The organism is Caulobacter ginsengisoli (assembly GCF_030814835.1).
In the GTDB taxonomy this organism is placed as follows: Bacteria; Pseudomonadota; Alphaproteobacteria; order Caulobacterales; family Caulobacteraceae; genus Caulobacter; species Caulobacter ginsengisoli.
Window position 1 is genome coordinate 311,485 of sequence record NZ_JAUSVS010000004.1, and the last position, 15,975, is coordinate 327,459.

Here is a 15,975-nt window from a genome sequence, read left to right on the forward strand (position 1 = left end):
CCCTAGTCGGGATGCGCCGCCGCTGATGGCGGCGGTGTATGCGGCGGGCCCGCCATCGGTTCGTATTTCGCCTGGGCCCGCTCGAACCGGGCCTGCATCTCGGCCGCCTTGTCCGGCCGGGTGAGGACCAGGCTGTAGGTCTCGCCCGGATCGGTCTCCAGGTCGAACAGCAGCGGATAGCGGTTGGCCGCCAGCGGCACGTCGTAGGTGCGGTAGTAGGACTGCGCCACATACTTCCAGCGCCCGGCCCGCACCGCGGCGACCTTGGCGTTGTTGAACAGCACCAGTTCCTCATGCGGCGACAGGGCGTCCTCGGTCAGCACGGCTGAAATGTCCGCCCCGTCCAGCTCACCCGGCGCCGGCGGCCGGCCGGCCATGGCCAGCAGGGTCGGCAGCAGGTCCAGATTGCTGGCCACCGCCTCGCTGACCCGTCCTGCCGGGATGGTCCCCGGCTGGCGGGCGATGAACGGCACGCGGAAGCCGCCTTCCCAGGCCCCGCCGCCCTTGCGGTCGCGATAGGGGCCGGAGCTGCCCTCGAACCAGGGGCCGTTGTCGGAGGTGAAGAGGGTCAGGGTGTCCTGCTCCAGCCCCAGTTCCGCCAGACGGGCGTGCAGGCGGCCGACATTGAGGTCGATCTCCTCGACCACCTCGCCATAGGCGCCGGCGGGCGAGCCGGTAAGGTCGTCGGGGTTGGGCTTGAGCGGCACATGCGGGGCGGTGAGGGCCAGCAGGACGAAGAAGGGCCGGTCGCGGTTGGCCTCGGCGAAGGCCAGGGTTTCCTGGAAGAACAGTTCGGTCAGCTTGGTGAAATCGGGCTTGGCCTCGGTGACGGTCTCGCCGTCGTAGAGGCTGAGCGGCTTCATGTCGTGGCTGTAGGGCAGGCCCCTGAAGACATCGAAGCCATAGCGGGTGGGCGGCCAGTGCGGGGCGACATGGCCCAGGTGCCATTTGCCGATCAGGGCGCTGGCGTAGTCGGGCGACAGGCCCTTGGGAATGGTGAAGGCGTCGGGCGGCAGGCCCTTGGTGTCGGCCGGCTGCAGCACCTCGTGGGCCAGGCCGTTGCGGATGGCGTACTGGCCGGTGAGCAGTCCGGCCCGCGAGGGCGTGCAGACATTGGCCGAGGCGTAGAAGTCGGTGAGCCTGACCCCCTCGGCGGCCATGCGATCCAGGTTGGGCGTGCGGATCAGCGTCCCGCCGTCACAGCCGAGGTCGCCATAGCCCAGGTCGTCGGCCAGGATGATGATGAAGTTGGGCGCGCGCATGGGGAGAGGATGCCTGCCCTACTGCCCAATACAAGATGGCTCTCAGGAATGCGCAAGAAGCTCCCTTCCTCCTCGATGGAGGAAGGGTTGGGGATGGTGGTGGTGGCAGTGCGCTTCCGGAAGAACGCGGGGAGGCGACCACGCCACCCCTCGCTTTTCGCCCAAGCTCCGAGCGAACACCACCAACCCTGCCCTTCCTCCATCGAGGAGGAAGGGTTCTAAGGAGCAGCTTCGCTAGTTGAAGTTCCGGGTCACCGTGATCCCGAAGGTGCGCGGGGCGTTGAACACCCGATAGCCCATGCCCAGGCCGTCGTCGGTGGCCTGGGTCACGTAGCGCTCGTCGCCGAGGTTCTTGCCCCAGACCGACAGGTCCCAGTCGCCATTGCTGATCCCGGCCCGGGCGTCGAACAGCCAGTAGCTGTCGGCGCTGAGGTAGGGCGTGTTCAGCGCCTCCTTGTAGACGGCGTCGCTGTAGTGGCCCGAGCCCTGGACCGAGGCGGTCCAGTCGCCGGCCAGGCTCCACTCATAGCGGGCCGAGCCGTTGAAGGTGAGGTCCGGGGCGTTGGGCAGCTTGTTGCCGGCCGGGACCGGGGTTCCCGGGCCAAGGCTGAAGCTGCCGAGCTTGGTGTCCAGCAGCCCCAGGCCGCCGCGCAGGGTCAGGCCGCGAACCGGCTTCCAGGTCACGGTCAGGTCGGCGCCCTTGACCGTGGCGGTGTCGACATTGCCCAGCTTGATCAGGGTGACGGCCCCGACGGTGGTGAACACCTGGGTCTGCAGGTTGGTGTAGTCGTAATAGAAGACACTGGCGTCGATCAGCATCGAGCGGTCGAACAGCTGGGCCTTCCAGCCGGCCTCGTAGTCGGTGAGCTCCTCGGGCTTGTAGGGGGCGAGCGCGGCGTTGCTGGTGCTGACGCCGTTAAAAAAGCCGCCGCTCTTCACGCCGCGGGCGACCGCCACATAGAGCAGGGTGTCGCTGCTCGGCTTGTAATCCAGGCCCACGCGCCAGGACCAGTTCTGGTCGCTGATGCTGTCGTCGGTGAAGGTCAGGACGTGTTGGCCCGGGTTGGGTGGGAAGCCGCAGGCGCCGGCGACAAAGCACAGGAAGCTGGAGCTGAAGGGGTTGGTGTCGGTGGTGCCGCCGACATAGTCGCGGTCCTCGCTGGTGTAGCGCAGGCCGGTGGTCAGGCTGAGCGTCTCGCCCAGGCGCCATTTGACCTGGCCGAACAGGGCCTGGGTGCGGGTCTCCTGGTCGGCGGTGATCAGCACATGGGTGACGAAGAGGCTGTCCAGGAAGCCGGGGGTGTGGGTCTGCACCCGGTCCCAGCTGTAGTAGCCGCCCAGCAGCCATTCGGCCGAACCGGCCTCACCCGACAGGCGGATCTCCTGGGTGAACTGGCGGACCTTGTCGTTCTGGTCGAACTCGACATCGGTGGTCGGGGCGGCGTCGGCGTCGATATAGAAGCCGCGCTTGAAGTCGATATAGCCGGTCACCCAGGCCAGCTTGGCCCAGCCCAGGTCGCTGTCGATATGCAGCGTGGCGTTCCACTGGTCGACGTCATAGGGGGCGTCGTGGTTCCAGTCGCCGGTGAAGGGGTCGCGGCTGGTGTCGGTATAGCCATGCTGGTCGACGCAGACCGCCGGGTTGTTGAAGTTGGGGCAGGTAATCCCCGGCCCGGTCGGGATGGTGCCGAAGAACTTGCCGACGCCCAGGGATGAACGGCTGCGCTCGCCTTCGAGCTTGAGCTTGACGGTGGTGGCCTCGGTCGGGGTCCACAGCATCTGGGCGCGGCCCAGCAGCAGGTTCTGTTCGCCCAGGTCGTCGTTCAGCACCCGGCTGCGCCAGTAGCCCTCTTCCTGCTGCACGGTCTTGGCGGAGAAGCGGAAGGCCAGGTTGTCCGAGACGACGAGGTTGGCGTAGCCGTCGGCCTCGAAGGTCTGGAAGTTGCCGTAGCCGACGCTGACCTGGCCGCTGTTGCCAGCCATCGAGGGGGCGGCCGAGATGATGTTGATGGCCCCGGCGGTGGAGTTGCGGCCGTAGAGGGTGCCTTGCGGGCCCTTCAGCACCTCGACCCGCTCCAGGTCATAGAAGTTGAAGTCCATCTGGGCGAACGAGGCCAGGAAGACGTCGTCGACATAGACCCCGACCGTGGAATTGTTGGTCGAGGAGAAGTCGTTCAGTCCTACGCCCCGCACCGTGACGATGGCCTGGGCGCCGGGGATGTTCTGCTTGACGTCGACATTGGGCACCTGGCCGGTCAGGTCGGTGGTCTGGCTGACCCGCGCTTCCGAGAGCTGGGTCGAATCGATGCTGGTCACGGCCAGGCCGACATCCAGCAGCCGCTCGCTCTTCTTCTGGGCGGTGACGACGATCTCGCCGATCGTGGTGTCCTGATTTGCGGGCGGTTCTGCCGCCCATGCCAGAGCCGGCGCCGCCGTCAGGGCGGTGGCCGCCAGTAAGGCGATGCGGTGATTGCGGGTCATGTCGTTCCTCCCCTAACCGGCTCTGTTGGCCGATTTGACACTTGCGTATGTGGATATAACCCCCTGTCGAATTCACTTGTCAAACAATTTGACAGATGGGTAGGTTCTTGAAACGAAATGTCAGACTGACGAAGATGGGAGCGATGCTGCAGCCTGGACCCGACGCCCTGGAGCGGATGGCGCGCGAGAAGCGGGCCGCCCGGCTCGACGCTCTGCTCGAAGGCGCGGCGCGGGAGTTCAACGCCCGTGGCCTGGCCGGCGCCTCGCTCAGCCGGATCGCCAGGTCCGTCGGCCTGACCCGGGCGGCGCTCTACTACTACGTCAAGGACCGCGAGGCCCTGGCCCTGCTGGCCTACCAGCGCAGCTGTGAGCGGATGGCGCAGGACCTGGCTCTGGCCGAGGCGGCCGAGGACGGCCTGGGGGCGGTGACCGCCTATCTGCGCGCCGCCCTGGCCCCGGATCGACCGGCGACGGCGGTGCTCAGCGAACTGGACGCCCTGGCCGAGCCGGGGCGCACGGCGGTGGCCGGCGTCCACGCGGCCAATGTCGAACGGCTGCGGGCCCTGATCCGGCGCGGAATCGCCGACGGCTCGATCCGCCCCTGCGACGACGAGGTGATCGCCCAGGCCCTGGTCGGCGCGGTTTCCTGGGCTCCCCTGTCGGAGGCCTGGGTCGAGGGCGACCACACCGCCTTCCGGGCCCGCGGGGCCGACACCCTGGTCGACATGGTCACCCTGGGCCAGGCGGCCGATCCCAGCCAGGCCTTCGTCTCGCCCGTGGCCATCGAGCAGTTCTTCCCCCGCCCGCCCAACGCCTTCGACCGCGAGGCCATGAGCGGCGCCAAGCTGGAACAGGTGCTGATGACCGCCTCGCAGCTGTTCAACCGCCGGGGCGTGGCGGGCGTGTCGCTGGACGACATCGCCGCCGCCCTGGGGGCGACCAAGGGCGCCGTCTACCACTATCTCGACAACAAGACCGAGCTGGTCGTGCGCTGCTACGAGCGCGCCTTCGACCTCTATGAGCGGTTCGCCAAGGCCGGAGAGGCGGGCCGCAATGGCCTCGAACAGGGGCTGATCAGCCTGCGCCTCAACGTCCTGGCCCATGCCAGCGGCCTGGCCCCGCTGATCCAGATGGCCGGCGCCGACGCCCTGCCGGCCAAGGCCCGGCGCGACCTGCAACGGCGGGCCCGGGCGCTGCAGGTGCATTTCCACGGCCTGGCCCGCCAGGGTCTGGCCGACGGCAGCCACCGGCCGATGGACTTCGACACCGCCGCCGAGATCGGCGCGGGGGTGTTCGAATGGCTGCCCAAATGGCTGGATCCCAACGATCCGCGCGCCGCCGGCGCCGTGGCCGACGAGATCTGCCTGCTGTTCATCGCCGGCCTCAAGCGGCGCAATTCCAGGGTGGCGTCATGAGTTCTCCGATCCAGGGAACCGTCGCGCCGGGATTCGAGGCCGTCCGCGCCGCCTTCGAGGCCAACTTCCTGCGCGAGGGCGACTATCAGGAGCTGGGCGCCGCCCTGGCCGTCTATCACCGCGGCGCGTTGGTCGCCGACCTCTGGGGCGGCTGGGCGGACAGGGCCCGGACCCGGCCCTGGCGGCGGGACAGCCTGATCAACGTCTGGTCGGCCACCAAGGGCGCGGTCGCCGTGGCGGTGGCCAGGCTGGTCGATACCGGGCTGCTGACCTACGAGGACAGGGTCGCCGACCATTGGCCGGAATTTGGCCAAGCCGGCAAGGGCGACACGACGGTGGCGCAGCTGATGTCCCACCAGGCCGGCCTGCCGGGGTTCGCCGAGCCCACCAGCGTCGACGACCAGCTGGACTGGGCCGGTTGCGTCGGAAAGCTGGAGCGCCAGGCGCCGCTCTGGCCGCCGGGCGAGGCCAGCTCCTATCACGCCATGACCTATGGCTGGCTGGCGGGGGAGTTGATCCGGCGGGTCACCGGCCAGACGCCGGGCGATTTCCTGGCCGAGCAGGTGGCCGGGCCGCTGGGCGCGGACATCTTCGTGGGACTGCCCCCGGCGCTGGAGGACCGGGTCGCCGAGATCGTCGGGCCCACCGCCCCGCTCGACGAAGCCCTGCTGGCGGCTCTACCGCCGGCGGCCCTGATGGCGCTCAGCAACCCCCAGCAGGACCCGGAATCGCCCAACAGGCGAGAATGGCGCGCCGCGCAGGTCCCTGCGGCGAACGGTCACGCCTCCGCCCTTGGTTTGGCCAAACTTTATGCCGCGCTTGTGTTCGACGGGTTGGACGGTGTGAGGGTGCTGTCGGCAGGCGCGGTGCGGCGGATGCTGCAGCCTGCCGTAGGGGCAGGCAGGGTGGATATGTTCCTGGGTTTCGACGACTGCTGGTCGATGGGCATGGCCCTCAACCGGCCCGGAATTTACGGGCCCAATTCAGAGGCTTACGGACATTCCGGATGGGGCGGATCGTTCGGCTGCGCCGACCCGGACGCCGAGGTCGCCATCGGCTATGTCTGTAATCGCATGGGTCCCGAGCTGGTCGGCGACCCGCGCACGGGCGGACTTTGCGAGGCTGTTCTGGGCGCCGCCAAGGCCCGCTGACATTCCCCACAGCTTGGACGCTGGGCCGCGAACCGGTTGACGCGAAGTCAAAACATACCGCATTCTCGAAACGCGACGGCGTTATCCCAACGCCGTGAATCGAATCGGCCAAGGGGGTTGCTTGGCAGGCGGGCTGTCTTTGACGGCAAGACCTCAGCGCGGGATGCGTCCCGACGCGTCGGTTCCCTGTTCCCCCAAATCCTCCACTCCTCTGCATACGGCGGGTGTTCCCGCTCATGCTCCAAGGCTTTCGAAGCGCGCCAGGGCGGCGCCGCGAAGGCGACCATGGGGCTCAAGGTTCGGACCACGGCTATCGCCGTGGGGCTTCAAAAGCGGCGCAAAGCCCAGGCCCAAGTCCGAATAGACAAAAGCACAGTGAAAAAAACATCAGGGAGGGAGTTATGCGGAGGATTGCTTACCTAGCGAGCGGGTCTGCGCTTGCGATTGCGTTATCCATCAGCGGCGTCGCAGCCGCTCAGGGCACGGAACCGGTCGACGTCGAGGCCGTCATCGTCACGGGCTCGCTGATCGCCGGCACGCCGGAAGACGCGGCCCTGCCGGTCGACGTGATCGGGCAGGAAGAACTGGCCAAGCAGGGTTCGCCCAGCACGGTCGAACTGCTCAAAGGCCTGTCGGTCTCGAACGGGGTGCTCGGCGACACCAACCAGTTCGACGCCCGCGCTCAGGGCTCGGAAGGCTCGGGCTCGGTCAACCTGCGCGGCCTCGGCCCCACCCGCACCCTGGTGCTGCTGAACGGCCGGCGCATGCCGATCAACCCGTTCGGCCTGGCCGGCGCCGGCGCGGTCGACACCAACATCATTCCGTCCGCGGCGCTCGCCCGGGTCGAAGTGCTGAAGGACGGCGCGGCGGCGACCTACGGCTCCGACGCCATCGGCGGCGTGGTCAACTTCATCACCCGCAAGAGCTTCGATGGGGCCGAGGTCAGCGGCAGCTACAAGGTCATCGACGGTTCCGACGGCGACTATACCGGCAGCATCGTCTGGGGCTGGGGCGACGATCGCCAGAGCATCCTGCTGACCGCCGGCTACCAGCACCGCTCCGAACTGAGCATGACCGAACGTGACTGGTCGCAGCTCGACTATACGCAAAACCCGGAAGGCGGCTGGTCCGCGGCGGGCAATCCCTCGACCTTCGTGCCACTCGGCACCCTGGCCCCTTTCCGGGATGACCAGTGCAGCCCCCTTGGCGGCTTCGCCGGCTTCAGCGGCACGACGCCGGTCTGCTACTGGCGCTACAACAGCTACGACAATCTGGTCGAGAAGGAAGACCGCTACCAGCTCTTCGCGTCCTGGGATGTCGATCTGACGGCGACGACCAAGTTCCACCTGGAAGGCCTCTATGCCTCCACGGACGTGCCGAATTGGAAGACCTCACCTTCCTATGCTCTGCTGGCCACCCCAAATAGCGTCACAGCGCCGGCGCCGTCGGCCTCCGGTCGCTACTATGTGCCGGTCACCAACCCCGGCTTCGCGGCCTACATTGCCGCCCATCCCGGCGGGGTCCCGGGCTCCACCCAGGCTCAATTGGCGACCGGCACCTCGGTCTTTTTCCCGGGGGTGGCCCCGGGCGCCTTCGTGGTTGCCAACCGGCCCTACGCCCTGGGCGGCAACCCGATGTTCAACTACGGGGCTTCGGAAGGCAGCCGTGGGTTCCACGCTTGGCGTTTCGTCGCCGATCTGAATGGCGAATGGGAAAACGGCATCGGCTGGGACGTCAGCGCCACCTGGGGCCAGGAGCGTGGCACACGGACCGGCTATGACACCGTGGTCAGCCGTTTCCAACTGGCCCTACGCGGGCTTGGCGGTCCGGGCTGCGACTACCTGACAGGGACGCCTGGCGTGGGCCCTTGCCAGTGGTTCAATCCCTTCTCCAACGCCATCCCCTCCAACGCCATAACCGGTCAGACGAACGCCACCTACAACCCCGCCCTGGCTAACAGCCCAGCCCTGACCCGCTGGTTCTTCCAGAAACTGGAGACCGAACAGACCACCAGCGTGTTCGTGCTGGAAGCCGTCCTCAACGGCAAGGCCTGGACCATGGGCGGCGGTGACGCGGCCTGGGCGCTGGGGGCGCAGTATCGTCGCCAGACGTTCGACGCCAGCTACAACGATCTCTCGAACCGCGCGCTGAATCCCTGCGTCGACACCCCGATCAACGGCAACAAGGTCTGCGCCAACGGCCAGGGACCGTTCGCCTTCCTGGGCGTCGGCAACGAGGTCAGCCTCGACCAGGGCGTCTATTCGGTGTTCGGCGAACTGAGCCTGCCGTTCTCCGACAACTTCAACGCCTCGCTCGCGGCGCGTTATGAAGACTACGGCGGCGCGGTGGGATCGACCTTCAATCCCAAACTGTCGGTCCGCTGGCAGGTGGTCGAGCCGTTCGCCCTGCGGGCTTCGGTGGGCACCACCTTCCGGGCTCCGCCGCCGGTGTCGCTGAACAACGACTTCATCACCTCGCTGCAGTCGATCAACGGCACCTTCCGCGCGGTCGACATCTACGGCAACCCGAACCTCCAGCCCGAGAAGGCCACGACCTACAGCGTCGGCGCCATTTTCGAGCTCGGCGGCTTGAAGGCGACGCTCGACTACTGGAACTTCGACTTCCAGGATCCGATCACCACCGACCCGGTGTCCGGCATCGTGGCGGCCCTGTTCCCGAACGGCGCCGCCTTGCCCAACAACTGCGGCAACCCAACCTATGCCAGCATCCAGGCGCTGTTCACCTTCAACGGCGCCTGCTCGTCGGCCAACATCACGCGCCTGCGGACCAATACGGTCAACGGCGCCGGGGTGAAGACCTCGGGCCTGGACTTCCTGGCCGACTGGAAGTTCGACGACATCATGGGCGGCACGTTCACCGTCGGTGGCGGCGCGACCTACGTGCTGGAATACAAGACCGAAGCCACTCAGGTGGCGGGCATCACCGTCGCCCCGGCCTTCGATGCGGTGGGCCACCTGAACTACCAGACGACGGCCTATCCGCTGCCGCAGTGGAAGGGCAACGTCTATTTCGAGTACAATAATGGCCCGCATAACCTGCGTTGGACCGTCCGCTACATCGGCGAATACACCGATCTGCGCGGCGGGCCGGCTGGCAACAAGGGCATCTTCTGCACCGTGGTCAGCGCCAGCACCTGTGCGGCTCTGCCCTACAAGCTGGAGAACGGCACGCCCTTCGGGCTGGACAAGGGCTATACGATCGACGCCTTCGTCACCAGCGACCTGACCTACCGCGTGTTCCTGCCCTGGGATACGACGGCCGTGGTCTCGGTGGACAACCTCTTCGACGAGGATCCGCCGTTCGCCCGTCTGGACCTGAACTACGACCCGTTCACGGCCAGCGGCCTGGGCCGGACCTACAAGTTCAGCCTGACCAAGCGTTTCTGATCCTCGCTGAGGATCGGTCGGGGACGGGGCGGCGCAAGCCGCCCCGTTTTCGTTTGGGGTAGAGAGGGGCGGCGCAAGCCGCCCCGTTTTCGTTTGAAGAGACGCTCAAATCCCCCCCTCCGGGGGAGGATTTGTGGGATTACCGCGCGAACAACCCGGCCAGCAGCGGCCGCACGAACAGCGCCCCGGCCTCCTCGCGGCTGACCCCCGGCGCCCAGGCCCCCAGCGACGCCGCCGCGTTGAGCATCGAGTTCAGCATGTGGGCGGCGATCAGCGGGTCGACCGGGCGGATCGAGCCCTCGGCGACGCCGTCGGCGATCATGCCGGCGAAACGGTCGGAGACGCGGTTGTAGCGCTCGACCATCTCGTGGCGGATGTCGGTGGGCAGGGCGCCCATGGCCGAGGCGCGCAGCAGCGGTCCCCGGTCCGACAGCTGGAACTCCACCAGGGCGGCGGCGGCCGAGGCCAGGCGGGTCCACTGGTCGGTCGGCAGGTCGCGGGCCGCCAGCTGGGCCCGGCGCATGATGGTGAAGGTGCGCTCGAAGCAGGCGATGACCAGGTCATCCTTGGCTTCGTTGTGATGGTAGAAGCTGCCCTTGGTGACGTTGAGCTGGGCCGAGATGTCCTCGACCGAGGCCCCGCGATAGCCCTTCTGATTGATCAGCCGGGTGGCGGCGACCAGGAAGGTCTCCTGGCCCGGATCGCGGACCTGGTCCGCCTCGCCGGGCAGCGGGTCGGCGAGGTCGGGCAGGGCGTGCGGGGACCAGCTGGGCGAGCCGCTGGCCAGGCCCCCGGTCAGGATGTCGAACATCCGGTCGCGGATGCGGGGATAGTCCTCGACGTCGTAGCGGCGGGTCCAGGCGACCGTCCAGAAGGTCTGTTCCAGCAAAAGGTGGGTGCGGGCGCTGGCCTCGGCCCGCTCCATCCCGGCGAACTCGGGCGTTTCGAAGAGGCCGCGCACCCGGCGGAACAGGTCGTGGAAGGCGCCGGTCACCGTGGTCCGGTGCGGCTCCTTGAGGGTGCGCATCTCGGTGAAGCTGACGATCGGCGGCGCCTCATGATGGCGGATGCGGGTCGCCATCTCGAAGAACAGTTCCAGGAACCGCCGCAGCCGCTCGCGCGCGCCGCCCTGGGCGGCAGTCGCCTCGACCGCCAGCTGGTCGAAGATCTCGATGCCGCGCAGGAAGCAGGCGGCGGCCAGGTCTTCCTTCTTGCGGAAATAGTAGGTGACGCTGGTGGTGATCAGCCCCACGTCCTGGGCCACCCCGGCCAGGGTCATGCCCTTGACGCCCTGGCGGTTGAGGATGGTGGTGGCGGCCGCCAGGATGGCCTCCTTCTTGGCGGCGAACCGCGCCGTCGCGCCGCCCACGTCGCTCTTGGGCGCGTCGTTGGCGGGGGCGAGAGGTTCGGCAGCGGCGCCTGGGCTGACCATAAGGTCAACCTAACGGAAGCCACCCGCCTTGCAACGGTTTGCACGGAAAAGCGGCAGCGGAACTGCCGCAAATCTCACGCCGCTTCCGTTTCCTGAACCTCGGCCAGGATCTCGGCGTATTTCTCCAGGGCGTCCTCGCGCTGCTGCGGGATGCTGTAGGACGGGAACAGCTCGTTCGAGGGCTGGATGCGCTTGAGCAGCTGGCGGGCCAGGGTGACCTGGTGGACCTCGGTGGGGCCATCGGCGATGCCCATCACCAGGCTGCCGATCACCTGGCCGACGAACGGCATCTCGTTGGAGACCCCCAGGGCGCCATGGATGTGCAGGGCCCGGGTGGCGATGGCGTTGTAGACCCGGGGCATGGCCACCTTCACCGCCGCGATGTCCTTGCGGACCTTCCGATAGTCCTTGTACTTGTCGATCTTCCAGGCGGTGTGCAGCACCAGCAGGCGGAACTGCTCCAGCTCGATCCAGCTGTCGGCGATCTGCATCTGCACCGCCTGCTTGCTGGCCAGGGGGCCATCGCGGGTCTGGCGTGAGACGGCCCGCTGGCACATCAGGTCCAGCGCCTTCCTGGCCTGGCCTACCGTGCGCATGGCGTGGTGGATGCGCCCGCCGCCCAGCCGCGTCTGGGAGATGACGAAGGCGCCGCCGCGCTCGCCCAGCAAGGCCTCGCCCGGCAGCCGCACGTCGGTGTAGCGCATGTAGCCCTCGGAACCCTCGCCGGCATAGCCGACCCCGACATTGCGGACGATCTCGACGCCGGGCGTGTTGGTCGGGACCAGCAGCATCGACATCCGCTGATAGGGGGCCGCGTCCGGGTCGGTGACGGCCATGACGATCAGGAACTCCGACCATTTGGCGTTGGTCGAGAACCACTTCTCACCATTGAGGATCCAGCCGCCCTCGCCGTCCGGCTCGGCCCGGGTGGTGAAGGTCAGCGGGTCGGAACCGCCGGTCGGCTCGCTCATCGAGAAGGCCGAGACGATCTCGTTGTCCAGCAGCGGACGCAGATAGCGGTCCTTCTGTGCCTGAGTGCCGTAATGGGCGATGATCTCGGCGTTGCCGGTGTCGGGGGCCTGGCAGCCGAACACCGAGGAGGCGAAGTGCGAGCGCCCCAGGATCTCGTTCATCAGGCCCAGCTTCACCTGGCCATAGCCCTGGCCGCCCAGCTCGGGCCCCAGGTGGCAGGCCCACAATCCCTTGGCCTTGACCTGCGCCTGCAGCGGCCGGACCAGGCGGTTGTAGAGGGGGTTCTTAACGTCGGCGGGATGCAGCTTCAGCCGGTCGAGCGGCTCGACCTCGTCGCGGACGAAGCCGTCCATCCAGTCGAGCTTTTCCTGGAAGTCCGGGTCGGTTTCAAAATCCCAGGCCATGGTCCGTCCTCTCCCTTGGTGTTTGGGGTGAGTTTAGAATGACCGGTATGGCGGAGGAAAGGCCAAACGGCCTCAGGCGGCGTCGGTCCGCTGCTCTTCCGCCTCGCTCGCCAGCCGGGCGATGGTGGCGATCAGGGCCGCCGGGCTGAGCGGCTTGGCCACCGAGGCGTTCATGCCGGCCGCCAGATAGGACTGCACCTGGTGGGCCAGGGCGTTGGCGGTCATGGCGATGATCGGGATCTGGCACAGCGGCGCGGGCAGGGCGCGGATGTGGCGGGTGGCCTCCATCCCGTCCATCACCGGCATCTGGATGTCCATGAAGATCAGGTCGAACCCGACCTGGCCGGCGGCGGCCAGGGCCTCGGCCCCGTCCTCGGCCGTCTGAACCTGGGCGCCCAGGTTCTCGAGCATGCGGGTGGCGATCAGGCGGTTGGTGGCGTTGTCGTCCACCACCAGCACCGAAAGGCCCTCGAGCAGGTCGCCGGTCTCGGACGGGCTGGCGGCCCGGCCCGCCACGCGCGGGGCGGCCAGTTCGACCCAGAAGGTCGAGCCGCTGCCGGCCTCGCTGGCGAAGCCGATCTCGCCGCCCATCAGGTCGGCCAGGCGGCGGGTAATGGCCAGGCCCAGGCCCGAACCGCCGAAGCGGCGGGTGGTGGAGCCGTCGGCCTGATGGAAACGCTGGAACAGCCCGGCCTGGGCGGTCTCGCTGATCCCGACTCCGGTGTCCTGCACCTCGATCCGCAGCCGCGCATCCCGGTGGCTCAGCCGCACCTCGACCCCGCCCTCCAGGGTGAACTTCACCGCGTTGCCGATCAGGTTGAACAGGATCTGGCGCAACCGCACCGGATCGATGTCCACCCAGCCCAGGTCCGGCTGGGCGATGGCGCGCAACCACAGGCCCCGGCTCTCGGCCTGGGGCCGCAGCAGGTCGGCGACGCTGGTCAGCAGGATCCCGGCCTCGACCGGTTCGGGATGCAGTTCCAGGTGGCCGGCCTCGACCTTGGAGAAGTCGATGACGTCGTTGAGCAGTTCGGCCAGCATCTGGCCGCAGCCCACCGCCTCCTCGAGCAGGCGCCGGCCGTCCGCCGACAGGGCCTCGCCCTTGAGCAGGTGCAGCACCCCCAGCACCCCGTTCATCGGCGTGCGGATCTCGTGGCTCATATTGGCCAGGAACTGCGACTTGGCCTCGGCCGCGGCCTGGGCGGCGCGCTCGCCCTCACGGGCGGCGTCGCGGGCCTCGGCGACCTCGGTGACGTCCTGGGTGATGCCCAGGATTTCCCATTTGCCGCTGTCCAGCCGCCGCAGGCCGCGCCAGGCGGCCCGCAGCCGGGCGACCGGGCCGCCCTCGACCTGGTGACGGTATTCGATGACCTGCGGCTCGCCGGTGGCCAGGGTGGTGGCGAAGGCCGTCCACATGTCGGCCCGGTCGTCCTTGTGGATCTCGGCGCCCATCTGGTCGGCCGACAGCACCCGGCTGCCGGGGCCGCCCGGCGTGGTCTGGGCGGGCAGGTCGGCGTCGACCAGGTAGATGCCGGTGTCGGGGTTGAACTTCCAGGTGAAGATGCCGGCGGCGTTGCGCAGCAGTTCGCTGGTGCGGTGGGCGGTCTCGGCGGCCTCGGCCTCCTCGTGCTCGGCGGTGACGTCCTTGAGGACGACGATGGTGGCGCCGTCGGCGCTGCGCTTGGCGCGGCTCTTGACCCACAGCCAGTCGCCGTTGCTGTGGGCCAGGCGGTGCTCGGCCAGGGCCGAGCCGCTGGCGTTCAGGTCATCGATGACCTGCTGGACCGAAACGCCGTCATCGGGATGCAGGAAGTCCTCGATCGCGCGGCCGACGGTGTCGGCGTCCGACCAGCCGGCCAACGCCGTCCAGGCCGGATTGATCCGGGTGATCAGCGAGCCTTCGAGCACCAGAAAGACGTCGTCCGTGTTCTGGAAGAACCAGCGCGCGGCTTCGATGTCCAACTCAGACGGCGCCCGGGACCCGATCTCGTCGGGGGTCTTCTCGGCCATGCGTGTTTCCTCTGGGTGAGGAATTTGCCGCATCAAGGTAAAGTTTGAGTTGCCCCATACCTGATCTTCGATAAGCCGATCAAAACGTCAGGGAGTTTTTGAGAGATGTCCAAGCCCGAGTCCGTAGGCCTGTCGTCCGATCGCCTGGCCCGCATCGACCGCTTCCTCGACGAGCGCTACATCAAGACGGGCAAGCTGCCCTGCGCCCAGGTCAAGGTCTGGCGGGGCGGCAAGCTGGCCCATTCGACCCTGCTGGGCTCGGCCGATATCGAGCGCGGCAAGCCCCTCAGCGAGGACAGCATCTTCCGCATCTATTCGATGACCAAGCCGGTGACCTCGGTGGCCTTCATGATGCTGGTCGAGCAGGGGCTGGTGGCGCTGGACGATCCGGTGGCCAAGCACATCCCCGCCTGGGCCAACCTGGGCGTCTATGACGGGGGGACCGTCGACGGCTTCCGCACCAAGCCCTGCGCGCGGCCGATGCAGATCGTCGACCTGCTGCGCCATACCTCGGGCCTGACCTACGGCTTCCAGCAGATGACCAATGTCGACGCCGCCTATCGCAAGCTGAAGGTGGGCGAGTTTGTCGACGCCGGCAGCCTGGACGACATGATCGCGGACCTGGCCAGGCTGCCGCTGGAGTTCTCGCCGGGCGAGGCCTGGAACTATTCGGTCTCGACCGACGTGCTGGGCTATCTGGTCGGCAAGATCAGCGGCCGGCCGTTCCCGGTCTATCTGGAGGAGGAAATCTTCAAGCCGCTCGGCATGAAGGACACCGCCTTCCAGGTGCGCAAGGGCGAGGAAGGCCGGCTGACGGCCTGCTATGCGGTCGGCGCGCTCGGCTCCAAGCAGGTCGCGGACAAGCCAAAGCTGCAGGAGGACCCGACCAAGAGCGTCTATCTGCGCGCGCCCGAGCTGGTGTCGGGCGGCGGCGGGCTGGTTTCGACCGCCGAGGACTATCTGCGCTTCTGCCGCATGCTGCTGAACGGCGGCGAGCTGGACGGGGCGCGGCTGCTCAGCCCCAAGACCCTCCATCTGATGACCGCCAACCACCTGCCCGGCGGCCAGGACATGGCCACCATGTCCCGCTCGCTGTTCAGCGAGGCCAACTATGCCGGCGTCGGGTTTGGCCTGGGCTTCGCGGTGACCGTCGATCCGGCCCTGCCGCTGATCCCCGGCAGCGCCGGCGACTTCTTCTGGGGCGGGGCGGCCAGCACCTTCTTCTGGGTCGATCCGCTCGAGGACCTGACCGTGGTGTTCCTGACCCAGCTGCTGCCGTCCTCGGCCTATCCGGTGCGGCGTGAGCTGCGGACCCTGGTCTATTCGGCCATCACCGAGAGTTTCGCCTAGGTCGTATCGACATTCAGCGTAGCCAGATGACGATTGCGGCGAGGTGAGTGAAGGCCAGGAAGTGTATGGCTCGTCGATCGTATCGGGTGGC

At 67.9% G+C, this 15,975-nt stretch carries 9 protein-coding genes; 4 read left to right on the plus strand and 5 right to left on the minus strand.

Features of this window, described 5'->3' with window-relative positions:
• Window positions 1-2: 2 nt before the first annotated feature.
• Window positions 3-1,262: a sulfatase family protein gene (locus QO010_RS13175; RefSeq protein ID WP_307349811.1), complete on the minus strand. Its 1,260-nt coding sequence runs from the start codon at window positions 1,260-1,262 to the stop codon at window positions 3-5.
• A 234-nt stretch (window positions 1,263-1,496) separates the two neighbouring features.
• Window positions 1,497-3,743: a TonB-dependent receptor gene (locus QO010_RS13180; RefSeq protein WP_307349813.1), complete on the minus strand. Its 2,247-nt coding sequence runs from the start codon at window positions 3,741-3,743 to the stop codon at window positions 1,497-1,499.
• A 143-nt stretch (window positions 3,744-3,886) separates the two neighbouring features.
• Here QO010_RS13180 and QO010_RS13185 point away from each other — a divergent pair, with 143 nt between their 5' ends.
• The 3 genes from QO010_RS13185 to QO010_RS13195 all read left to right on the plus strand — a co-directional run bounded on the left by QO010_RS13185 (window position 3,887) and on the right by QO010_RS13195 (window position 9,716).
• Window positions 3,887-5,158 (plus strand): TetR/AcrR family transcriptional regulator, encoded by a 1,272-nt coding sequence (locus QO010_RS13185; RefSeq protein WP_307349814.1) that lies wholly within the window; start codon window positions 3,887-3,889, stop codon window positions 5,156-5,158.
• Complete coding sequence (locus tag QO010_RS13190; protein WP_307349815.1) at window positions 5,155-6,309, plus strand: serine hydrolase domain-containing protein; 1,155 nt, start codon at window positions 5,155-5,157, stop codon at window positions 6,307-6,309. Before QO010_RS13185 ends, QO010_RS13190 begins: the two co-directional genes overlap by 4 nt.
• Before the next feature lie 401 nt (window positions 6,310-6,710).
• Entirely contained in the window at window positions 6,711-9,716 is a 3,006-nt protein-coding gene (locus QO010_RS13195; RefSeq protein WP_307349817.1) for a TonB-dependent receptor domain-containing protein, read from the plus strand.
• 139 nt (window positions 9,717-9,855) lie between these two features.
• Here the strand turns inward: QO010_RS13195 and QO010_RS13200 are convergent, their stop codons facing one another.
• From QO010_RS13200 to QO010_RS13210, 3 genes are all read right to left on the minus strand, one after another.
• Complete coding sequence (locus QO010_RS13200) at window positions 9,856-11,148, minus strand: TetR/AcrR family transcriptional regulator (RefSeq protein WP_307349818.1); 1,293 nt, start codon at window positions 11,146-11,148, stop codon at window positions 9,856-9,858.
• Between the two features lie 74 nt (window positions 11,149-11,222).
• Window positions 11,223-12,524, minus strand: a complete 1,302-nt coding sequence (locus QO010_RS13205) for an acyl-CoA dehydrogenase family protein (RefSeq protein WP_307349820.1) — start codon at window positions 12,522-12,524, stop codon at window positions 11,223-11,225.
• A 72-nt stretch (window positions 12,525-12,596) separates the two neighbouring features.
• Window positions 12,597-14,534, minus strand: a complete 1,938-nt coding sequence (locus QO010_RS13210; protein ID WP_307349821.1) for an ATP-binding protein — start codon at window positions 14,532-14,534, stop codon at window positions 12,597-12,599.
• Between the two features lie 105 nt (window positions 14,535-14,639).
• On the opposite strand from QO010_RS13210, the gene QO010_RS13215 reads away from it, so the two are divergent.
• Complete coding sequence (locus tag QO010_RS13215) at window positions 14,640-15,884, plus strand: serine hydrolase domain-containing protein (RefSeq protein ID WP_307349824.1); 1,245 nt, start codon at window positions 14,640-14,642, stop codon at window positions 15,882-15,884.
• Window positions 15,885-15,975: the final 91 nt, after the last annotated feature.